17 protein-coding genes are annotated in these 17,257 nt (G+C 67.0%); all 17 read right to left on the reverse strand.

From position 1 onward, the window contains the following. Positions 1 to 21: 21 nt before the first annotated feature. The 17 genes from ACAM57_RS04380 to ACAM57_RS04460 all read right to left on the reverse strand — a co-directional run bounded on the left by ACAM57_RS04380 (position 22) and on the right by ACAM57_RS04460 (position 17,154). Entirely contained in the window at positions 22 to 1,452 is a 1,431-nt protein-coding gene (locus ACAM57_RS04380; RefSeq protein ID WP_369660818.1) for a sigma 54-interacting transcriptional regulator, read from the reverse strand. 16 nt (positions 1,453 to 1,468) lie between these two features. Then, positions 1,469 to 3,460, reverse strand: coding sequence for a TadG family pilus assembly protein (locus ACAM57_RS04385; protein ID WP_369660819.1), 1,992 nt, complete (start codon positions 3,458 to 3,460; stop codon positions 1,469 to 1,471). Positions 3,461 to 3,530: 70 nt separating this feature from the next. Further along, positions 3,531 to 4,034, reverse strand: coding sequence for a TadE/TadG family type IV pilus assembly protein (locus tag ACAM57_RS04390; RefSeq protein ID WP_369660820.1), 504 nt, complete (start codon positions 4,032 to 4,034; stop codon positions 3,531 to 3,533). Next, on the reverse strand, positions 4,031 to 4,510 hold the full coding sequence (locus ACAM57_RS04395; RefSeq protein ID WP_369660821.1) for a TadE/TadG family type IV pilus assembly protein: 480 nt from the start codon (positions 4,508 to 4,510) through the stop codon (positions 4,031 to 4,033). Before ACAM57_RS04395 ends, ACAM57_RS04390 begins: the two co-directional genes overlap by 4 nt. A 32-nt stretch (positions 4,511 to 4,542) precedes the next feature. Then, a complete protein-coding gene (locus tag ACAM57_RS04400) occupies positions 4,543 to 5,016 on the reverse strand; it encodes a DUF3613 domain-containing protein (protein WP_369660822.1) in 474 nt (157 codons plus the stop codon). Next, positions 5,013 to 5,981, reverse strand: coding sequence for a tetratricopeptide repeat protein (locus ACAM57_RS04405; protein ID WP_369660823.1), 969 nt, complete (start codon positions 5,979 to 5,981; stop codon positions 5,013 to 5,015). Before ACAM57_RS04405 ends, ACAM57_RS04400 begins: the two co-directional genes overlap by 4 nt. Positions 5,982 to 6,001: 20 nt before the next feature. Further along, entirely contained in the window at positions 6,002 to 6,964 is a 963-nt protein-coding gene (locus ACAM57_RS04410) for a type II secretion system F family protein (protein ID WP_184640772.1), read from the reverse strand. Further along, entirely contained in the window at positions 6,961 to 7,959 is a 999-nt protein-coding gene (locus ACAM57_RS04415; RefSeq protein WP_369660824.1) for a type II secretion system F family protein, read from the reverse strand. Before ACAM57_RS04415 ends, ACAM57_RS04410 begins: the two co-directional genes overlap by 4 nt. Beyond that, positions 7,952 to 9,274, reverse strand: a complete 1,323-nt coding sequence (locus ACAM57_RS04420; protein ID WP_369660825.1) for a CpaF family protein — start codon at positions 9,272 to 9,274, stop codon at positions 7,952 to 7,954. Before ACAM57_RS04420 ends, ACAM57_RS04415 begins: the two co-directional genes overlap by 8 nt. Positions 9,275 to 9,278: 4 nt before the next feature. Then, complete coding sequence (locus tag ACAM57_RS04425) at positions 9,279 to 10,562, reverse strand: histidine kinase (RefSeq protein ID WP_126023557.1); 1,284 nt, start codon at positions 10,560 to 10,562, stop codon at positions 9,279 to 9,281. 46 nt (positions 10,563 to 10,608) lie between these two features. Continuing rightward, entirely contained in the window at positions 10,609 to 12,027 is a 1,419-nt protein-coding gene (locus ACAM57_RS04430) for a type II and III secretion system protein family protein (RefSeq protein ID WP_369660826.1), read from the reverse strand. Positions 12,028 to 12,076: 49 nt separating this feature from the next. Next, positions 12,077 to 13,072: a Flp pilus assembly protein CpaB gene (cpaB, locus tag ACAM57_RS04435; RefSeq protein ID WP_369660827.1), complete on the reverse strand. Its 996-nt coding sequence runs from the start codon at positions 13,070 to 13,072 to the stop codon at positions 12,077 to 12,079. An 81-nt stretch (positions 13,073 to 13,153) separates the two neighbouring features. After that, positions 13,154 to 13,672, reverse strand: a complete 519-nt coding sequence (locus tag ACAM57_RS04440) for a prepilin peptidase (protein WP_369662392.1) — start codon at positions 13,670 to 13,672, stop codon at positions 13,154 to 13,156. 16 nt (positions 13,673 to 13,688) lie between these two features. Next, positions 13,689 to 13,859 (reverse strand): Flp family type IVb pilin, encoded by a 171-nt coding sequence (locus tag ACAM57_RS04445; protein ID WP_369660828.1) that lies wholly within the window; start codon positions 13,857 to 13,859, stop codon positions 13,689 to 13,691. A 94-nt stretch (positions 13,860 to 13,953) separates the two neighbouring features. Next, positions 13,954 to 14,139 carry a Flp family type IVb pilin gene (locus ACAM57_RS04450; protein WP_369660829.1) on the reverse strand — a complete coding sequence of 62 codons (186 nt, stop codon included), beginning with the start codon at positions 14,137 to 14,139 and terminating at the stop codon, positions 13,954 to 13,956. Between the two features lie 424 nt (positions 14,140 to 14,563). Beyond that, on the reverse strand, positions 14,564 to 16,060 hold the full coding sequence (locus ACAM57_RS04455; RefSeq protein WP_311737039.1) for a L,D-transpeptidase: 1,497 nt from the start codon (positions 16,058 to 16,060) through the stop codon (positions 14,564 to 14,566). Beyond that, the gene (locus ACAM57_RS04460) at positions 16,060 to 17,154 is read right to left on the reverse strand and encodes a tetratricopeptide repeat protein (protein ID WP_369660830.1); all 1,095 of its coding nucleotides are present in this window, start codon (positions 17,152 to 17,154) and stop codon (positions 16,060 to 16,062) included. The genes ACAM57_RS04455 and ACAM57_RS04460 overlap by 1 nt, the downstream gene beginning before the upstream one ends. Between the last annotated feature and the right edge of the window lie 103 nt (positions 17,155 to 17,257).

The raw sequence follows: 17,257 nt of genomic DNA on the forward strand, positions 1-17,257 counted from the left end.
CGCGCAGCCCTGGGGGAGAGCCTATTGTTCTTCCGGAATGCCCGGCTCGCCGTCGAGGATCTGGTACTTGCGCATTTTTTCCCACAGCACCTTGCGGCTGATGCCCAGGTGTTGCGCGGTGTCCTGGCGCTTCCAGTCGTTGATCTCCAGCGCCGCGATGATGCGGTTGCGCTCGCTGCTGTTCCAGCCCTTGCGGTCGGCGCTGCCGTCGATCGCGCCGAGGCCGCCGCCATTGCCGTTCATGCCGTTGCCGGCCGATGCAGCCGGTGCCGGCGTTCCGCGCGTGAGCGCGATGGCGCGCTGGATCAGGTTCTGGTCCCAGCCGTGCAGCTGCCGAGCGATCACGCCCACGCGCTCCGCGAGATTACGCAGCTGCCGCACGTTGCCGGGGAAATAAGTCTCCGCCACCGCGTCGCTGAGCCAGTGCGGCGTCTCGCCAAGCGCTTCGAGTTCGTCGCCGAGCACGTTGCTCAGCAGCGCCTTGAAGATCGCGATCTTGTCAATCTCGCCGCGCTCCTCGAGGCTGGGCACGTGAAGCTCGATCACCGCGAGCCGGTAGAACAGGTCGGCGCGGAACTCGCCGCTGGCCACCATCTCGCGCAGGTTGCGGTTGGTGGCCGCCACCAGCCGGAAGTCCACCCGCACCGGCGCCGTCGCGCCCAGCCGCGTGACCGCGTTGTCTTCCAGCACGCGCAGCAGCTTCACCTGCTGGTAGCGCGGCAGGTCGCCGATCTCGTCGAGGAACAGCGTGCCGCCCGTGGCCTGCTCGAAGTAGCCGCGATGCGCATGCACCGCGCCCGTGAAAGAACCCTTGGTATGGCCGAAGAAGAGCGACTCGAAAAGACCGTCGGGAATCGCGCCGCAGTTCACCGCCACGAACGCGCCCTTGCCGTAGCGCTGGTGGCCCAGGTGCAGCTGCTGCGCGATGCGCTCCTTGCCCACGCCCGTCTCGCCGCGCACCAGCACGCTGTGGTCGCAGTCGGCGAACGCGTTCACCTCGGCCAGCAGCGCCTTCATCGCATCGGAATGCGCCACCAGCACGTCGGGCGCCTGTGGCGCCACCTCGCGCGCGCGCAGCTGGCGCACCAGCTTCGCGACCATCGTGCGCAACTCGGCGCAGGTGAAGTCGTAGGGCAGCACGTGCAGGTACTCGGGCGGATAGGTGCGCGAGTCGCGCTCGCGCGAGCCGGCCGCCACCCAGATCACCGGCATGCCCTGCAGCAGCTCCGTCGCATGCGCCAGCCCTCCGCCGTCGATGACCGTCACGCTGATGATCGCCACCGAAGGCCGCAGCGCAGCCCCCTGCTCCGGATGCGGCGTCGGCATGCCGTCGGCCCGGATGACCTCCACGTCGAAGCTCGCCATGCACCGCGCGATGCGGTCGAGGATGTCTGCCTTGCCTTCCCAGACAAAGAGGTCGAGTTCGTCGAAATTGGCGGCGGGTGAATTCATCGGGAGGAGCGCAGCGTCAATACACGAGCATGGGCAGGCCCTTGCAGTCGAGCGATTTCAGGTTCACGTCGATCTGGCCGAGGTTGATGCCGAGTACGTTGGTCAGGAGCGGGGTGAGGATGGATGAGCCGATAGCGTCGAGCAGCGGCTTGAGCAAACCTGCGAGTACCGACACCGCGTTGGAGACCGCGCCTCCGGCACCGGTGCTGTTGGTCTGCAGCGTGTCCTTGATCATGTTCTTGCAGCCCTGCTCGCTGCCGCCGATGCCGAGCAGCCCGGTGCATTGATTGAGCACGCCCGACAGGAGATCGGTGATGCCGTTCAGCAGGCCGGTCAGCAGACCGCTCTGTCCCGAGTTCTGGCGAATGGTGTTGATGACGCTGTTGTACCGCTGGCCCCAACACACCGTGGTGCTTGCAGTGCAGATGGTCGCGGTGTTGTTCCAGAGTTGGGTAGTAAGGTTGTCAAGCTGGGTGCCGGTAGGGGTGCCCGATGGCGTCGTACCGCCGAATAGCAGGGTGGTTAACTGCGCCAGCAGATCGGACACCGTCGTGCCCAGCTGCAGGTTGTTGACCGGGGTGGTACCGGTCTCGCCCTCGGCAAGGATCAACTGGGCATCCGGCGTTGCTTTCAGCACACCCAGGTCTAGATGATTGTTCACCTTGAGCAGACCCAGTACGTTGATGAGTTCCATGTCCTTCAGCGTGGTCGGATAGCTGCACGCAGCCGTCTTGGAGAACAGGTCCGTCGACGCGATCTGGCCCACGCACACATTCGCGATCTTGCTTTCCACCGAGAACTTCACTCTGTCCTTGCCACTTGCCGGATCCTGCAGCGCGGGAGTGCACATGTCTGTGATAGTGCCAGTGCCTTGGACTGCATCGAGCACAATTGGAAGGTCGAGCTTGACGAGTGGGCCCAGCAGCGAACCGAGCAGCCCTGCGTCGGTGGTCACATGGATGAAGGTGCGAACCTGCGCGTTGTAGGCTTTGGCCCCGATGCCACCAATGCCGATGGAAGGCGGCTGGATCACCCCTGCCTGGACCGAGACTTTTGCCAATGACAGCAAGTTGATGTTGAGTGGGCTGACATCGATTGCATGGTTCGCAGTCGCCACGCCGATTGACGTATAGAGCAGGTCCAACGCACTCACTCCCACGTTCAACGCACTGCTTCCAGTGCCGCCCGGCGAGATGATCTGCGCGAACAGCCCGCGCGGACCATCCGCCAGCGAGCCTAGCTGCACCATCAGATTGGTCAGCCCGAGCTTGGTCTGGATGGCCTGAAGCAGCGCGATGTTGCTCGCCAAGAGGCTGTTCTGCCCCGCTAGCGTCACGATGGCGTTAAGTAGGTCGCCGAGCGCCACTTGGCGCCCCGCGAGCAGAGTGTTCAGCTCACCCACGCCGATGTCCGCAGCCACCGGAATGCCCAGTGCCGCCAGCAGCCCTCCGGGCGTGATCTTGGCTTGCGCCAAACCATCGTAGGCCACGAGAGAAGTGCCCGACAGGTCCAGCCCGATACCCTTCAGCAATCGCCCGAGCGTCGAATCGCCACTCACGACGACGAGCTTGCTGCCTACGGAGAACTCGGCCAGCGGCGCACTCAGTGCGGCCACAGCACTAACGCCGATAAGTCGGTTGCCCGTGAAGAACGACAGCAGCGTGGGTGACGCCTTCTGGAAGGCCACGCGCACCGCATTTGCCGTGCCGGTGACGGCGGGTGACTGGAAGCTGGTGTCCTTGTCCCAGTAGCCGCACTGGACTTCCCCCGGCAGCAGCGTGAGGCCGGTCGGCATGTTGCCCGGCACCCCGCCGGCTGCGCCGTTGGCATTGAGTTGCGCAGCCGTGGTAGCGGCTGCACAGCCGGCACGGATCTGCTGTGCGCCGGCCAGCGCGGCAAGGTCGGCTGCCTTTTGGAACTCGCGCTTCATGAAGTACATGAAACCGATCTCGGTGCCGATCAGCGTGGTGACGATCAGGCTCAGCGCGATGGCGGTGTTGATGAGCACCGAGCCACGCGATCGCGAGCGACTCGAGGAAGAAGGGCTCCGGAGTGCGGCGTTCATGCGGCTGGCGCTCTCAGGAAGACCGCAGCGCGGCGGTCGTGCGGCTGCGGAGCTGGTCGGGCATCCACTGGCTGGTGTCCAGCAGGGGCATCGTCGGCAAGAGGCGGTTGGCGCTGTACGGATAGGTCACGGTCACGACGTAGCGGATGTAGGCGCCCGGCGCGCTCGGATCGCTGCGCGTCACGTCCACCGTGACGTTGGAGACGATCCAGCTGCGCCGCGTGGTCACGCTGGTGTTGGCTGAAACGGGTACGACGAGCGAATTGGCCAGCGAGTCGTACACCGCGTCCTTCACCCGAGGATCGGCCGCAGTCGGCGCCGGCGTCAGCAGGCCAACGGCCCGGGCGCCTTCTTCCGAAGCGCGAGTGACCGACTGCTGCGTGTAGAGCACTGCGCCGAAGGTCGCAAGCGCGTAGAGCACGCTGAACAGCACGACGAAGACCAACGCGAATTCGATGGCGGCCACGCCTCGTTGGCGAGCCGGGTTGCGAACGTGCCTGCTTCCGTTGCCGCTCATGGTGCCCTACCGTCAAGGAGCATGCTGGCCTGGCCGACGATGGTGCTGGGCATCGCGAAACTGGGGAACGGCGGCAGCAGCCCCTGGAGATTGCTTGCCGTCACGGTCACCACCATCTGGCAACGTGTGTCCCAGGTGGCGCCGCAGGCGGGAGCCGTGCAATTGTTGCTGACCACGCCGCACACGGTCGCACTGACGCTGCGCGTGACCACCGGCGGCATCCAACTGCTGCTGGCCATCGCGGTCGTCTGTGCCTGCGTGGCCCGCGCTGTGAAGGTCGACTGGTAACGTAACGCGGCACGCGCGCCGTCTTCCGCCGCGTTCTGCAACCCCATGCGGAATGCGAACAGCATCCCGTAGCTGATGATCCCGTACAGCAGCGCGAAGAAGATCAGGAACACCAGGGCGAACTCGACCGCGTACGCGCCGCGCTGGGCGTGCGCGGCGGTGCGGTTGTGAAGGCGTGGTGCGGTCATGGCGCTGCCGGATCTGCGTGAGTGCGCCTTGGCTACTTCGGCGCACCGGTGTCGGCGCCGGCGCCCGAGCTGCCATTGCCGGCGTTGGACTTCAGGCTCGAGGTCATGCGCTCGGGAATGGGGTATTCGAAGCTCTTCAGATAGCGCTGGTAGCTGCGGCTGGCGATGTCGCCGGCGATGGTTCTCGGCGTCCTGGATGCGATCTCCCCGCCGCGCTGCCAGGCGAGCAGGCTCTGGGTGGCGTCGCCGACCTGCAGCGGCTCGTAGCTGAAGTCCTCGGCCTGGTCCATCTCTTCCTGGCCCTGCGGTTGTGCCGATGCCTGTGGAGCGGCGGTGGCAGGAGCGGGCGTTGCGGGCTCCTGTGCCTTGGCGGCGGGAGGCTGTGCGGCCTGCGGTTGCTGTTGCTGCTGTTGTTGCGCGAATGCCGCGGGCGTCGCGAACAGCAGCGTGGCCGCAAGTCCGAATGCCGGCAGCGAGGCGATGCGGGCGATGGTCGTCTTTCTCATGGGGTGCCTCGTGAGGTCGAATTCGGCGACAGGGAAGCCGCCGCGTCCGCGGTGGCAGGGTTGAGCTGGCTGGCGGTGCGCACGCCTGCACCGCCCGACCAGCGCGATGCCTTGAGCATCAGCGGTTGTTGCTGCTGTGCCTGGTCTTCGCGTGTGGCGGCGGCAGCCGTGTCCGGCAGCCGGCGCACAACGGTCACGCCTGTGGCCGGTTGCAGTGAGCCGGCGGACGCGAGCGGCCTCGATCCGCCGGCACGCAGCTGCTGGGCGGCATCGCGCACCGCGGCGCGTGCCGCGGGAGACATGCGGTTGGCTTCCATCAGCCTGTTCGCCTGTTCGTCCTGCCCGGTCGCTTCGAGGTACAGCGCGAGGTTGGATTGGGCCTGCGCGCTGTCGGGCCGCAGTTGCAGCGCCTGCATCAGCGGCAGCCGGGCTTCCTCGATCTGCCCCGCGCGCAGGCTGGCATAGCCGAGGTCGCTGAGCAGCGCGGCATCGGTGGGCGTGAGGCGCTGTGCCTGCTTCAGCAGTTGCACGGCTTCGGGAAAACTGCCGCGTGCACCCGCCAGCAGGCCGAGGCCGCGATAGCCGGCGCTTTCCAGCGGCGTGCCCACGAGCCGCCTGTAGGCCTGCTCGCTCGCCGCGGCCTGCCCGGTCTGGCGCAGCGCATCGGCGCGCATGCGGGTCGACTCGGGCGAGACGCCCCAGCGCTGCTCCAGTGCATCGATGTGCGCCAGCGAGGCGAACCACAGCCCTTCCTTCTGCATCTGCTCGACCAGCTTGAGGTAGGTGGCCTTGCTGTCGACTGCGGCGCCGGCCTTGGTGTCGGCCGTGGCCTCTGCCGATGCTCGCTGCTGCGCGTCGGCGGCAGCGGCGTACTGGTCCTTGAGCGCGCCGCATCCCGCGAGCGCGAACGTTGCCGCGGCGGCGACGGCGCATGCCAGCAGGCGGCCGGCGCGAGGTGAACTCATGCGGGAGAAGTCTTCGGTTGTCACTTGATGATGGCTCCCAGTGAACGGAATATCGCGATGAAGCCCGGCCCCGCGGTGACGATGACCAGCGCCGGCAGCAGCGTGGTCACCATCACGCCGGTCATCTTCACGGTGATCTTGCCGATGCGCTCCTTCAGCTCGGAGCGGCGGCTTTCGCGCAGCCGGTCGCTGAAGATGCGCAGCGGCTCCTGCACCGCACCGCCGTGCCGGTCAACCTGCACCAGCAGCGAGACGAGGCCGCGCATGTTCTCGTTCCTGTGCAGCGTTGCGAGGCGATGCAGCGAGTGTTCGCGCGTGCGGCCCTGGCTGTACTGCGCATTGGCGATGGCCAGTTCGAAGCCCAGCACGCGCAGCACGTGGCGGAAGTCGGTCGCCATGATCTGCAGGCTCTGGTCCAGGCTCAGGCCCACGCCCTGCAGCAGCCGCAGCAGGTCGATGAACAGCGGCAGCTCCTGCGCCGCGCGTTCGCGGCGGCCTGCGGCGATGCGCCCGAGCACCCACTTGGGTGCCATGAAGCCGATGGCGATGGACGCGGCCAGCACGAAGGTGACGGTGTTCTGCTTGTGCCCGCTGCTCCAGAACACATAGGCCAGCAGCGGGAGCATGAAGGCCAGCAAGATGCGCGTGACGAGGAACACCAACTGCGCCCGCTTCGACGGCAGCCCGCACTGGTCGATGAGGTTGCGGTCTTCGTCCGCGACCAGGGCTCGACCGATACGCGAATCGAGCCAGTGGAAAGGGAGTTCGAGTTCGGGCTTGATCGGCGCATCGGGGTCGGCGGGAGCGTCGACGGCCGACTTCAGGTCGGGTGCCACCACGGCCTGCCGGATTGCCCGGCCGATGACCTGGCCGCTGCGCGTGCGGCGGATCTCCGCCGCGACCAGCGCGCCGGCGCCGACCATCAGCCCCACCGCGAGCAGTACGAGGCTGAGGATGAGCAGCTGGTTCGGCGTCATCGTCATGCCAGTCTCGCGAGCCTGTACAGAAGCACTGCGCCCGTCAGCTGCAGCCCCGCCGCCGAGAAGATCAGGATGCGCCCCGTCTCGTCGTTCCACATCCCCATGAAGTAGCCGGGATTGGTGAAGATCAGGAAGGCGCCCACGCCCACCGGCAGCAGGCCGAGGATCCAGGCCGACAGGCGCGTCTCGGAAGACAGCGCGATGAGTTCCTGTTCCGCCTGTTCGCGGTCGCGCATGAAGTTGGCCACGCGCTCCAGCAGCAGGTCGGCGCGTCCGCCGTAGCGCACGCCCAGCCCGAGGATGGAGGCCAGCAGATACATCTCCTCGATGCGCACGTTCTCCGCCGTCTGGTGCAGCGCGCGGTCGAGATCGACGCCTGCGCGCACCAGCGCCGCGGCGCGCTCCAGGTGGCCGCGCAGGGGCGCCTGCGTGGTGGCGATCGCGAGCTGGAAGGCCGCCTGAGTGGAGTTGCCGATGGTGATCAGCCGCACCATGGCGTCGATGTAGCCGGGCAGCTGGTGGATGAGCTTGCGGCGAAATTTCTGCAGCTGCAGCCACAGCGCGAAGCTCGCGATCAGCACCAGCAGGAACAGCACGCCCAGTGCCGCGAGACCCCCGACCAGCACGCCGATCAGCAGGCAGATGCCGGCGATCACGGCCAGCGCGAAGACGATGGTACGCGGCTCGACAACGCCCATCATCCAGCCGGGGATCGCGCGTTCGAGCAGGCTGGTGCGCACCGGCGCTGCGGGTGCCGTGCCGGCGTCGAGCCACGGGTCGGTGGTCAAACCGGACACGAGCCCGTCGGTGGGCATGTCGCGCAGCGGCATCGGTATCGGCGCCGCATCGGCCGCCGCGGCGCTCGCCTGGATCTGCTGGCTCAGGTGCCGCCCCGTCGCCTGCCGCTCCTGCCGGTTCTTCGCCCACTGCCACAGCAGCAGGCCAGCGGCCGCGAGCAGCAGCGCGATGCAGAACGCGACGAGCAGGCCTTCACGCACGGTTGTCTCCTCCATGCTGCGCCGCGCGCTGCAGCGACTGGCGGAAGCGCGTGATCTTCGGCGAGTGCGGCGCGATGCCCAGCGACACCCAGCGGTCGCGCTCCTCGCCGTCGGGCGAGACGATCGGTTCGTAGCGGTACAGCTCCTGCATCGCCACCACGTTGTCGTTCACGCCCGTGACCTCGCTCAGCGAGATGATGCGGCGCTGCCCGTTCGACAGCCGCCCGATCTGCACGATGAAGTCGATGGCGTTGGCGATCTGGCGGCGCAGGCTCACCTCGCTGCCCTGGTAGCCGGCGAAGCCCGCGAGCATTTCCAGGCGGTACAGGCATTCGCGCGGCGAGCTTGCGTGGATGGTGCCCATCGAGCCTTCGTGGCCGGTGTTCATGGCCTGCATCATCTCGATGACTTCGGCGCCGCGCACCTCGCCCACGATGATGCGGTCGGGCCGCATGCGCAGGCTGTTGCGCAGCAGGTCGCGGATGGACACCACGCCCTGGCCGTCGAAGCCGCCGGGGCGGCTCTCCAGCCGCACCACGTGGCTGGTGCCCAGCGAAAGTTCGGCCGTGTCCTCGATGGTGATCACGCGCTCGCGCGCAGGAATGAAGCTGGCGAGCGCGTTGAGCAGCGATGTTTTGCCCGAGCTGGTGCCGCCGCTCACGAGGACGTTGCAGCGCGCGCGCACCGCGATCTCCAGCAGCTGCGCCATGCCCGCGTCGAAGGTGCCCAGCTTCACCAGGTCGGCCGGCGTGAGCGGCTCCTTGCGGAACTTGCGGATCGACACCGACAGGCCGTCGATGGCCAGCGGCTCGATGATGATGTTGATGCGCCCGCCGTCGGGCAGGCGCGCGTCGACCATCGGGTTCGACTCGTCGAGCCGGCGACCCAGCGGCGCGAGGATGCGCCGCACGATGCGCATCACGTGCTCCGAATCGGCGAAGCGCACCGTCTCGCGTTCCAGCACGCCGTGGCGCGACACGTACACGTTCTGGTAGCCGTTGATCAGGATGTCTTCCACGGCCGGGTCGTTGAGCAGGTCTTCCAGCGGACCGAAGCCGGCGAGCTCCTTGGTGAGTGCATCGGAGATGAGCTGCATCTCGCGGTCGTTGATCGGCACGCGGCGCAGGCGCACGAAGCTGTCGACCTCCAGTTCGACGAACTGCTGGATCGATGCGCGCGACCAGCGGCCGAACTCCGCGCCCAGTTCCTCGATGCGGCTGAGCAGGTGGTCGTGCGTCCAGCTCTTGATGTCCTGGAACTGCTGGGAGTTGATGAACGCCTGGTCGTCGTCGGCGAATTCGATATCGGTGGACATGGGCTCAACCTTCGTGTGAACTCTTCCAGAGGCCGGTGACCTGCGACATGAGCGCAACCCAGCGTGGATCCTTGGCCGGGGGTTGGCCCGAGGCAGACATGTATTCCTGGTGCAGGCTGCGGGCGAGTCCCGTCACGGCCTGCGAATAGGGGTCGTTGCGCGCGGTGCGCACCAGCATCTCGCCGCGGCTGGCGGCAGCGAGCAGCTGGGCGCTGCGCGCGGGCAGCACATGCCGCAGCGGCAGCTCGAGCCGCTCGGCGATGTCCTTGGCCGACAGGCCGACGTGGCTGTCGAACTTGTTCACCACCAGCGACAGGCGCTCGGTTTCGACGCCGCGCGCGCGCAGCTCCTTGAGCATGTTGGCCGTGGAAACGATGCCGCCGATGCTCTGGTCGCACACCACCCACGCCTGCTGCGCCTCGCGCACGGTCTGGGCCATGAAGTCGATGGTCGAGAAGCCGCCGAGGTCGGCGATCTGGAAGTCGAAGAAGTCGGCCAGGCGCTTGATCAGCGAGACCGAGTCGGCGTGCGAGATCTCGCGCACCTGCGCCAGGCTCGCGGGCAGCGGCAGGATGGCCACCCCGCTGGTGTGGTGCGCGAGCGCGGTGTGCAGCAGCGTCTGGTCGAGCCGGCGCAGGTTGCGCACGCCGTCGACGAAGCTGAAGCCGCTTTGCGTGTCGAGGTAGAGCAGGCCGTCGCGCGCGGGCAGGCCCAGGTCGAGCAGGGCCACGCCGTGACGCGAACTGCGGCCCGGCGGGCGCTGCGGCGCCTGCGTGAGCTGGTCGTTCAGCGCGAGAGACAGGCTGGTGGCCAGCGTGGTCACGCCGAGGCCGGCGCGCGCGCCCAGCAGCGCGAGCGTGCTGCCGCGCGTGCCGCCCTGGAGCGTGCTGCGCCGCTCGAGCAATGTGCGCAGCGTGACCACGGCGTCGGTAGGCGGCGCGGCCATGTCGATGAAGTCGTCCACGCCCGCGCGCAGCGCCGAGAGCATGGCGGCGGGCTCGGCGGAGACACCGGTGGCCAGCACCGGCAGAGTGGGCCAGTCGCGCTTCAGGCGCTGGTGGAGCTGGCTCGCGGTGGCGCCTTGGTCGGGCGAGAAATCGATGAAGACCGCCACCGGCCCCAGCAGGGCGATGCGTTCGTCGATCGACTTCGTGTCCGGCGGCAGGACCACCACGGAGCCGAGGGTGCCGAGCGCGTCGGTCAGCCAGGTGATGTGGCCGCCATTGCTCGACGCGAAGAGATAGGTCTCGCTGCCTGTTTCTGGGATGCTGTCGCGTGGTGCGTTCATGGTGCCAGCCTGCGATGCATGTTCCGGGTCATCGATGTCGGGTCGGTCAGCGGGAGAAGCCGGGCACGGGCGTGTCGATCGCGCCGCCCAGGAAGTACGAGCGCCACACCGCGCCGTCGCGCTGCTCGGCGGTGCCGGGCATGTACGGCGTCAGGTCGGTGCCTCGCGCGATGGGCTTCACCAGGTGCGGAGTGACCAGGATCACCAGCTCCTTCTCCTTCATCTGGTAGTTGTTCTTGCTGAAGAAGGTGCCCAGGATCGGCAGGTCGCCCAGCAGTGGGACCTTGTCCGCGTTTGAGGTGGTGGTGCGGCTGACGAGGCCGCCGATGATGAAGCTCTCGCCGTCGCCCAGCTCCACCGTGGTATCGGCGCGGCGGGTGGTGATGGCGGGCACGGCCACGCCGTTGATGCTCAGCGAGTTGGTGTAGTCGAGGTCGCTGGCCTCCGGCGCCACCTTGAGCACGATGCGCTCGTTCGACAGCACCGTGGGCGTCAGCGTGAGGCCGATGCCGAAGGGCTTGTATTCGATGCTCGTGGTGCCCAGGCCCTGCGGCACGGGCACGGGCAGTTCGCCGCCGGCCAGGAAGCTCGCGCTCTGGCCCGACAGCGCCACCAGCGTGGGCTCGGCGAGCACGCGGGCCATGCCGTTGCCTTCGAGGAAGCCGACGTTGGCGCCGATGCCGGCCTTGCTGAAATTGAAAAGAAGATCGAAGGCCTGCGTCAGAGGATTGGTGAATTCGGTCGTGATGCTTCCGTCGCTGGCGTAAGTGCTCTTGTTGAGCGACGACGGGGCGAAGACGCCGAAGCTGAAGCCGTGCGAGTTCGTGCGGGTGCTGAAGATGTTCAGGCCCGCCTGCTTGAGCACGCTGCGGTTGAACTCCACCACCTTCACCTCGACCTGCACCGTGCTGCTGCGTACGTTGACCACGGAGCGGTCGACGAGGTCGGTCTTCTCTGCGCCCGGCGGCAGGCTGGCGAGAGCGTTGGTGCGCTGCGCCTGGTGCGAGGCCATGTTGTCCGTGGTGCCCGTGACCGTGGCCACGGCGCGGCGCACTTCGATCGCGTAGGTGGTCGCGGCGGTGCTGCCCTTTTCCCAGACCATCAGCGTGGTGCGCCCGACGCCCTTGCCCGTGACGATCAGCCGCGCGGCCGGCGAGTTCTGCGACTGGCGGGTGATGGTGACGGCCGCGACGGCCTCGTCGCCGATGGCCATGCGGTCGATGCCCTTGGCGACCAGCAGTTCGCGCTGCGTGCCGACGGGCAATGCCAGCGAGCGCTGCGGCTGGAATTCCGGCCGCGTTCCTGTTCCTTGCGCATCGGCGGCAGTCGCTGTGAACGGCCAGGCGGCCTGCGACATCGCGAGCGCGGCGATCAGCGACGAGCGCAGCAGCCTCGGCGCGGCATTGCGGGACTCCCTGTGACTGCGAGCTGCACGGGTCGACGACTCGCGGGGCATGTGATGCATTTGATTTTCCTGGGTGACCTGTGTCTGGTGGCGGCTGGCCGGTATCGGCTCAGTAGTTCACGGTTTCGCTGCGATCGCCGCGGATGACCTCGACCTGGAGTCCGCCGCTGCGCGTCGTACGTGCCGCACGCGGAGTGCTGGCGACGGCGCGGGCCTCCGTGGCCAGCGGACGGACGGTGGGGCCCTTGCCGCCGGTGACGAGGTCGGCGGTGGTCAGGCCGGCCTGTGCGAGGTCCAGTCCTTCCAGTGGTCCGCGACGCGTATCGCCGGCCTTGGGCTGCGTCGGCTGCAGCGCCGTCGGCAGTTCCGCGAAGAGCCTGGGATCGGGCTCCGACTTGTCCGCCGGATTGCGCAGCGCGAGCATCAGGCGGCCGCTGGCGTCGCCGATGGTCAGCCGGTTCACTTCGTCGATCGGCACTGCGAGCACCGCGGTGCGGGCGTTGTCGGTGCGCTGTGCCTGCTGCGCAGCCTTGTCCGGCGACTTCGAGGCCATGCCGTCGACCGATGCATTGCCGAAGGCGAGGACGCGCTTGCGCGCGAGCAGCAGGCGCGCCTGGCTGCGGTCCACGTCCTTGCCGTCGGATTTCAGCGTGATGAACACGTCGACGAAATCGCCCGGCTGGATCTTGTTGCCGACGCCCATGACTTCGTCCGCCTTGATCGCGACGGCGCGCTCGCCTTCGCCGATGCGCATCGCCAAGCCGGACACGAGCTGGTTCTCCATCACGGGCGTGCCTTCGGCGAGGTCCAGCACCGGCACGCGGCCGACGGCGACATTCACGTCCTGGAAGGCGCCGGTCGGGTTGATCGTGAGGCGCTCCACGCGCAGCGCATCGGCGGGAATCGCCTCGCCCGCGGGCAGCGGCTTGGCCGCCACCACCACCGGATAGACCAGCACTTCCTTGGCCTTGACCGGTTCGGCGGCCGGACCTGCCGCCGCGACGGCGGGAGCGGGGGCCTGCCGGCTCAGCATCCACGCATAGCCCCCCAGCGCGATGGCCAGGAGCACGAGGACGGCGGCGATGATTTTCGTGATGTTGATCATGGGCGGCGGATGAAAGAGTGGGGGCAAGCGATCATGGGAAGAGAGAGATGGATGACCCGCAGTGACAGAGGCAGATGACTGCTAGCTCTGTCGCCCCCAGACCATCCAGACCGCTGTGGCCATCGCGAGATAAGCCGCGTAAGGAACGATGCGCCTGCGCTTCGGCGGCGCGCTGCCGTCGCTGTCGATGGCGGAAGAAGAAACCGGCGATGCCGGGCCCTGCAGCATCAAAGCGAGGCGGGGAGAGAAAGGCCAGCGTTGCAGCGCGAGCCATGCGGCGCTGTGGAGTCCGGCCAACAGGCTGGCGCCGACCCAGATCGGCAGCAACGCGAAAAGGCCGACCCAGAGTCCGAGCGCGCCTGCGAATTTCACGTCTCCGGCTCCCATGTAGCCGGCGGCGTAGATGAGCAGCAAGCAGCCGAAGCCGACGGCTGCGCCCGTGAGTGCTGTGGTCCATTCGAGGCCGAAGGGCTGCATCCCGAGGCCCAGTGCGGCCAGTGCCAGTACGGCGCCGGCAAGCACGAGCCAGTTGGGGACGCGGCGCTGACGCAGGTCATATACGACGACGAACAGCAACCACAGCAAACACGCCAAGCGCATCACTGGTTGATGTGACTCAGAGCTTGCCGGCGATGGTGCTGAAGACTGTCGAGAGCTTCTTGCCCAGGCCCGAATCGCCCGAGAGCACGCCCACGATGGCGATAGAGATGAGCCCTGCAATGATCCCGTATTCGATGGCTGTCGCGCCTTCTTCGTCGCGGAGGAAACGGGTGATGGAGTTAAGCATGATGCGACCTTTCAGGTAGGGAAGAACAAGAGTGAGAAGTTTCGAAACAGGATCTCGAAATTCAACGGAAACGGCGGGGGAACGAACTTGCTGGCTAAGCCGTAATTGCAGCCAGCTTGGTCGTTATCGTGGTGAAGACGTTCGAAAGCTTGGTGCCGAGGCCATCGCTTCCGGAAAGCACACCCACGATCGCAATAGAAATTAGGCCCGCAATAATTCCATATTCAATTGCGGTCGCGCCTTCCTCATCCTGCAAAAAGCGCTTTATTGAGCTAAGCATGATTTCCCCTTTCAGGAAGTGTTAACAAAGGCTTGCGAGGTGGATGTTATACAGCGTAACTCCGTGTATCAACAAGGCAAACCCGCAAGACTTTCGTCAGAGTGTGCTAGCCGAAAGGGGTAAAGCAGGATAGCGGCCAGCCTCTCGCCAGCCCGAGCCAGGAGTGGCCTGGTCAGCTGGTTAACGATTAGGAAACGAATTTTTCCCTCTGTAGGCCACATGGCGCCTCCCATGAAGGGGGGATGTGGCGTAACGCCTCGGGGAACGCTCGGAGCGGGGGTGTTACGGGAACAAACCCGTTACGCGTTACGTAGCATGGGGTCCGAAGTCCCAGATGTAACGGTCAAAAAAGGCCCAACTCGTGAGCAAAAAGTCACGAGTTTGAGGGGGTCGCCCCTTCGGCGGGAGGGTTTCGGGCCGGGCTTCAGCCCAGGATTTCTTCGTGGAAGAGCTTCCAGTCGGTACCCTGGCGTAACCAGTACTGGCGACGGGAACGTCCGCTCTTCTCGCCTTCGAACACTTCGCCGAAGGTAACGACCATGGTGTCGTCGCCGTCCTTCCAGTGAAGGTACGACATGTCCTTGAGCTGGACGCGCTTGCCCTGCGCATATTTCACTTCGTCGTCGACGACTGAAATTCCCTCATTGGATTTCTTGCTGCTGCGCTGGAAATCGGGCAAATAGAATTTCTTCAATTGCGCTTCATTTCCGCTGGCGCGGGCGTCTTTCCAGCCGTTGATAGCACTTGTAATTGACTGGGATTCTTTTTCTGCCTGCGGTTGCGAAATCCATTGCAGGCTGCGTGCGGTCACCACCGGGGTGGCGCCGATTTGCACTTTTCGCAATAGCTGCCTGAGGTCGGGGTTTGCCATGACCACGCAGCCGTCGCTCGCCAGCGGCGCCCGGGCGAACTGCTGCGGCGGCGTGCCGTGCAGCCAGATGCCGCCGCCGGTCTTGCCGCGCCGCACGTCGTACGGGTTGGGGTAGTTGATGGGCAGGGCACCCGCGCCGTAGAAGTCCTTCAGCGACTTCGGATCGAGGCTGCTGGTGATGTAGTACACGCCCAGCGGCGTGCGCGCATCGCCTTCGGTGACCTTGTCGGTGCCGGCCTTGCCGACCGAGATGTAGTAGTCGGCCGTGAGCTTCAGGCCCTTGTCCGAGTTCTCGAACAGGTACAGCCGCGAGCGCGATGCGTCCACGGCGATGGCGTAGCGGCTGCGGGTGGACAGCGCCAGGAACTGCGAGGGCACAGTGTTGGCCGGCGGGCGGTCGCGCAGGGCCTGCAGGCGGCGCTTCGATTCCTCGTGCAGTTCGGCCATGGCCGGGTTGCCGCGCATCTTCGCGATGCTGGCGGTGTCGGGCAGCGAGTTCGACGGCGGCAGCTGCGCCGCGAGCAGGTCGCCGTAGACGAGCTGCGCGAGCTGGAAGTTCGGATAGTCGCGCACCAGGTCGCGCGCCTTGGCCAGCGCGGGGCGGGTCTGGCCGCGGCCGAACATTTCGTAGACCGCGATCAGGCGGGCTTCGGCGTTGCTGGCTTCCTGGATGGCGCCTGCGGGTGCAGGCTTGCGCGTGGTCCTGGCGGCGGTCGCCGAAGTCGCGGCCGCTGCAACAACGGCGGTACCGGCCTTCCTGCTTTTGGCGCTGCGGGCTTCCTTCGCTTCCTTGGCGGAAGAGGGGCGTCCGGCCGCACCGGCACGCGCCGTGGACCGTGCATTGGCAGCCGGGCCCTTCGCCCTGGTTTTTTCCTTGTGGACGCTGCCGCTTGTCTTGGCCGTCTTGCCGGCGGCGTTCGAAGCCAGCGCGGCACCGGGCGCCGCGAACATCAGTGCGGAAACGGCGGCAAGCGCCGCGAGCAGTTGCTGCCCGCTGCGCAGACGAAAAGGGGGATGCTGAAGCCGGCCCTGCCGGACGATGTCTGCCACTAGCCGCCGACGCTTTCCTTGCGAATGTGCCATTGATTGCCCGAGCGCTGCATCTCCAGCGTCTTGCGGCTCGAAACATTGAGGTTGTCCGCGCGGTAGATCTGGCGGAACCTGGCCGTCGCGTTCTGGCCGTCGACCTTGATCGCGAGGTTCTCGATGTTCACGCTGATGCTCGACTTGCCGACGATGCGCGCGCGGCGGTCTTCTTCCCAGTTCTTGCGGCTCTGGCCGCCGGCGGGCGTGAAGTCGGGGCCATATGCCGCAAGGTAGCGGTCCATGTCCTGGCTGGCCCAGGCCGAGGCCCAGGCGCGCACGGCCGATTCGACTTCGGCATTGGCGGTCGCGCTGGCAGCCGGTGCCGGGGCGGGCGCGGGAGCCGGTGCAGCTTCCGGTGCCTTGGGTGCGGCGGCCACCGGTGCGGGAGCGGCCGCGACCTTGGCGGGCGGCGGCGGAGCGACAGGTGCCGGAGCCGGCGCAGGCGCTGCCTTTGCAACCGGGGCCGGCGCGGGCGCGGCGGCAATCAGCGCGGTCGGCTTGGCGCCGGGCGGCGTCGGCGTGAAGAGCGTGCGGATCACTGCCAGCTTGGGCTGCACGGCCGTGTTGTTCTGGTCGAGCTGCAGCGCCTTGCTGTAGGCCTGGCTCGCGAGCCGGGCGTACACGTCGCCAAGGTTCTCCTGGGCGGTGGCGTAGCTGGGGTTGGTGCGTATCGCGCTCTCGAGCGCGGCGCGGGCCTTGTCGAACTGGTTCTGGCTCGCGTAGATCACCGCGAGGTTGTTGTAGGGCTCGGGCAGCTCGGGCGCATCGAGCGTGAGTTGCGTGAAGGCTGCGATGGCATCGTTGCGCTTGCCGGTGTCGAGCTGGATCACGCCCTTGAGGAAGCGCATCTGCGGATCGCGCGGCTTGTCCTTCAGGAAGGCCTCGGCCTTCGCCATGGCCTCGTCGAGCTTGCCGGCCTGCATGAGCTTGTCGACTTCCTCATGCTCGATGGCGGCCAGCGCCGGAAGGGCGGCGCCACAGGTGGCCGCGGCCAGGAGCAGGGCGCGCACGGTGGGGGAGAAGCTGAAACGGGCGCGTGGCCTGGGGCTCTTGGGCATTGCGGACAAGACCTCGTAGGGGTGGGTGATGCGGCAGGGATTGTAAGTGGGGCGGGTAACCCCCCGATACAGGGATGACGGGGCTTTCGCGGCCTTTAGGCTT

The sequence above is a fragment of the Variovorax sp. V15 genome (genome assembly GCF_041154425.1).
Classification (GTDB): domain Bacteria; phylum Pseudomonadota; class Gammaproteobacteria; order Burkholderiales; family Burkholderiaceae_C; genus Variovorax; species Variovorax guangxiensis.

Excerpts from the sequence above, each read along its gene's own strand:
- ACAM57_RS04400 (WP_369660822.1), bottom strand. The coding sequence starts at position 5,016 with ATGAGAAAGACGACCATCGCCCGCATCGCCTCGCTGCCGGCATTCGGA.
- ACAM57_RS04390 (WP_369660820.1), bottom strand. The coding sequence starts at position 4,034 with ATGAGCGGCAACGGAAGCAGGCACGTTCGCAACCCGGCTCGCCAACGA.
- ACAM57_RS04460 (WP_369660830.1), bottom strand. The coding sequence starts at position 17,154 with ATGCCCAAGAGCCCCAGGCCACGCGCCCGTTTCAGCTTCTCCCCCACC.
- ACAM57_RS04445 (WP_369660828.1), bottom strand. The coding sequence starts at position 13,859 with ATGCTTAACTCCATCACCCGTTTCCTCCGCGACGAAGAAGGCGCGACA.
- ACAM57_RS04380 (WP_369660818.1), bottom strand. The coding sequence starts at position 1,452 with ATGAATTCACCCGCCGCCAATTTCGACGAACTCGACCTCTTTGTCTGG.
- cpaB (WP_369660827.1), bottom strand. The coding sequence starts at position 13,072 with ATGATCAACATCACGAAAATCATCGCCGCCGTCCTCGTGCTCCTGGCC.
- ACAM57_RS04450 (WP_369660829.1), bottom strand. The coding sequence starts at position 14,139 with ATGCTTAGCTCAATAAAGCGCTTTTTGCAGGATGAGGAAGGCGCGACC.
- ACAM57_RS04410 (WP_184640772.1), bottom strand. The coding sequence starts at position 6,964 with ATGACGATGACGCCGAACCAGCTGCTCATCCTCAGCCTCGTACTGCTC.
- ACAM57_RS04430 (WP_369660826.1), bottom strand. The coding sequence starts at position 12,027 with ATGCATCACATGCCCCGCGAGTCGTCGACCCGTGCAGCTCGCAGTCAC.
- ACAM57_RS04395 (WP_369660821.1), bottom strand. The coding sequence starts at position 4,510 with ATGACCGCACCACGCCTTCACAACCGCACCGCCGCGCACGCCCAGCGC.
- ACAM57_RS04405 (WP_369660823.1), bottom strand. The coding sequence starts at position 5,981 with ATGAGTTCACCTCGCGCCGGCCGCCTGCTGGCATGCGCCGTCGCCGCC.
- ACAM57_RS04420 (WP_369660825.1), bottom strand. The coding sequence starts at position 9,274 with ATGTCCACCGATATCGAATTCGCCGACGACGACCAGGCGTTCATCAAC.
- ACAM57_RS04440 (WP_369662392.1), bottom strand. The coding sequence starts at position 13,672 with ATGCGCTTGGCGTGTTTGCTGTGGTTGCTGTTCGTCGTCGTATATGAC.
- ACAM57_RS04425 (WP_126023557.1), bottom strand. The coding sequence starts at position 10,562 with ATGAACGCACCACGCGACAGCATCCCAGAAACAGGCAGCGAGACCTAT.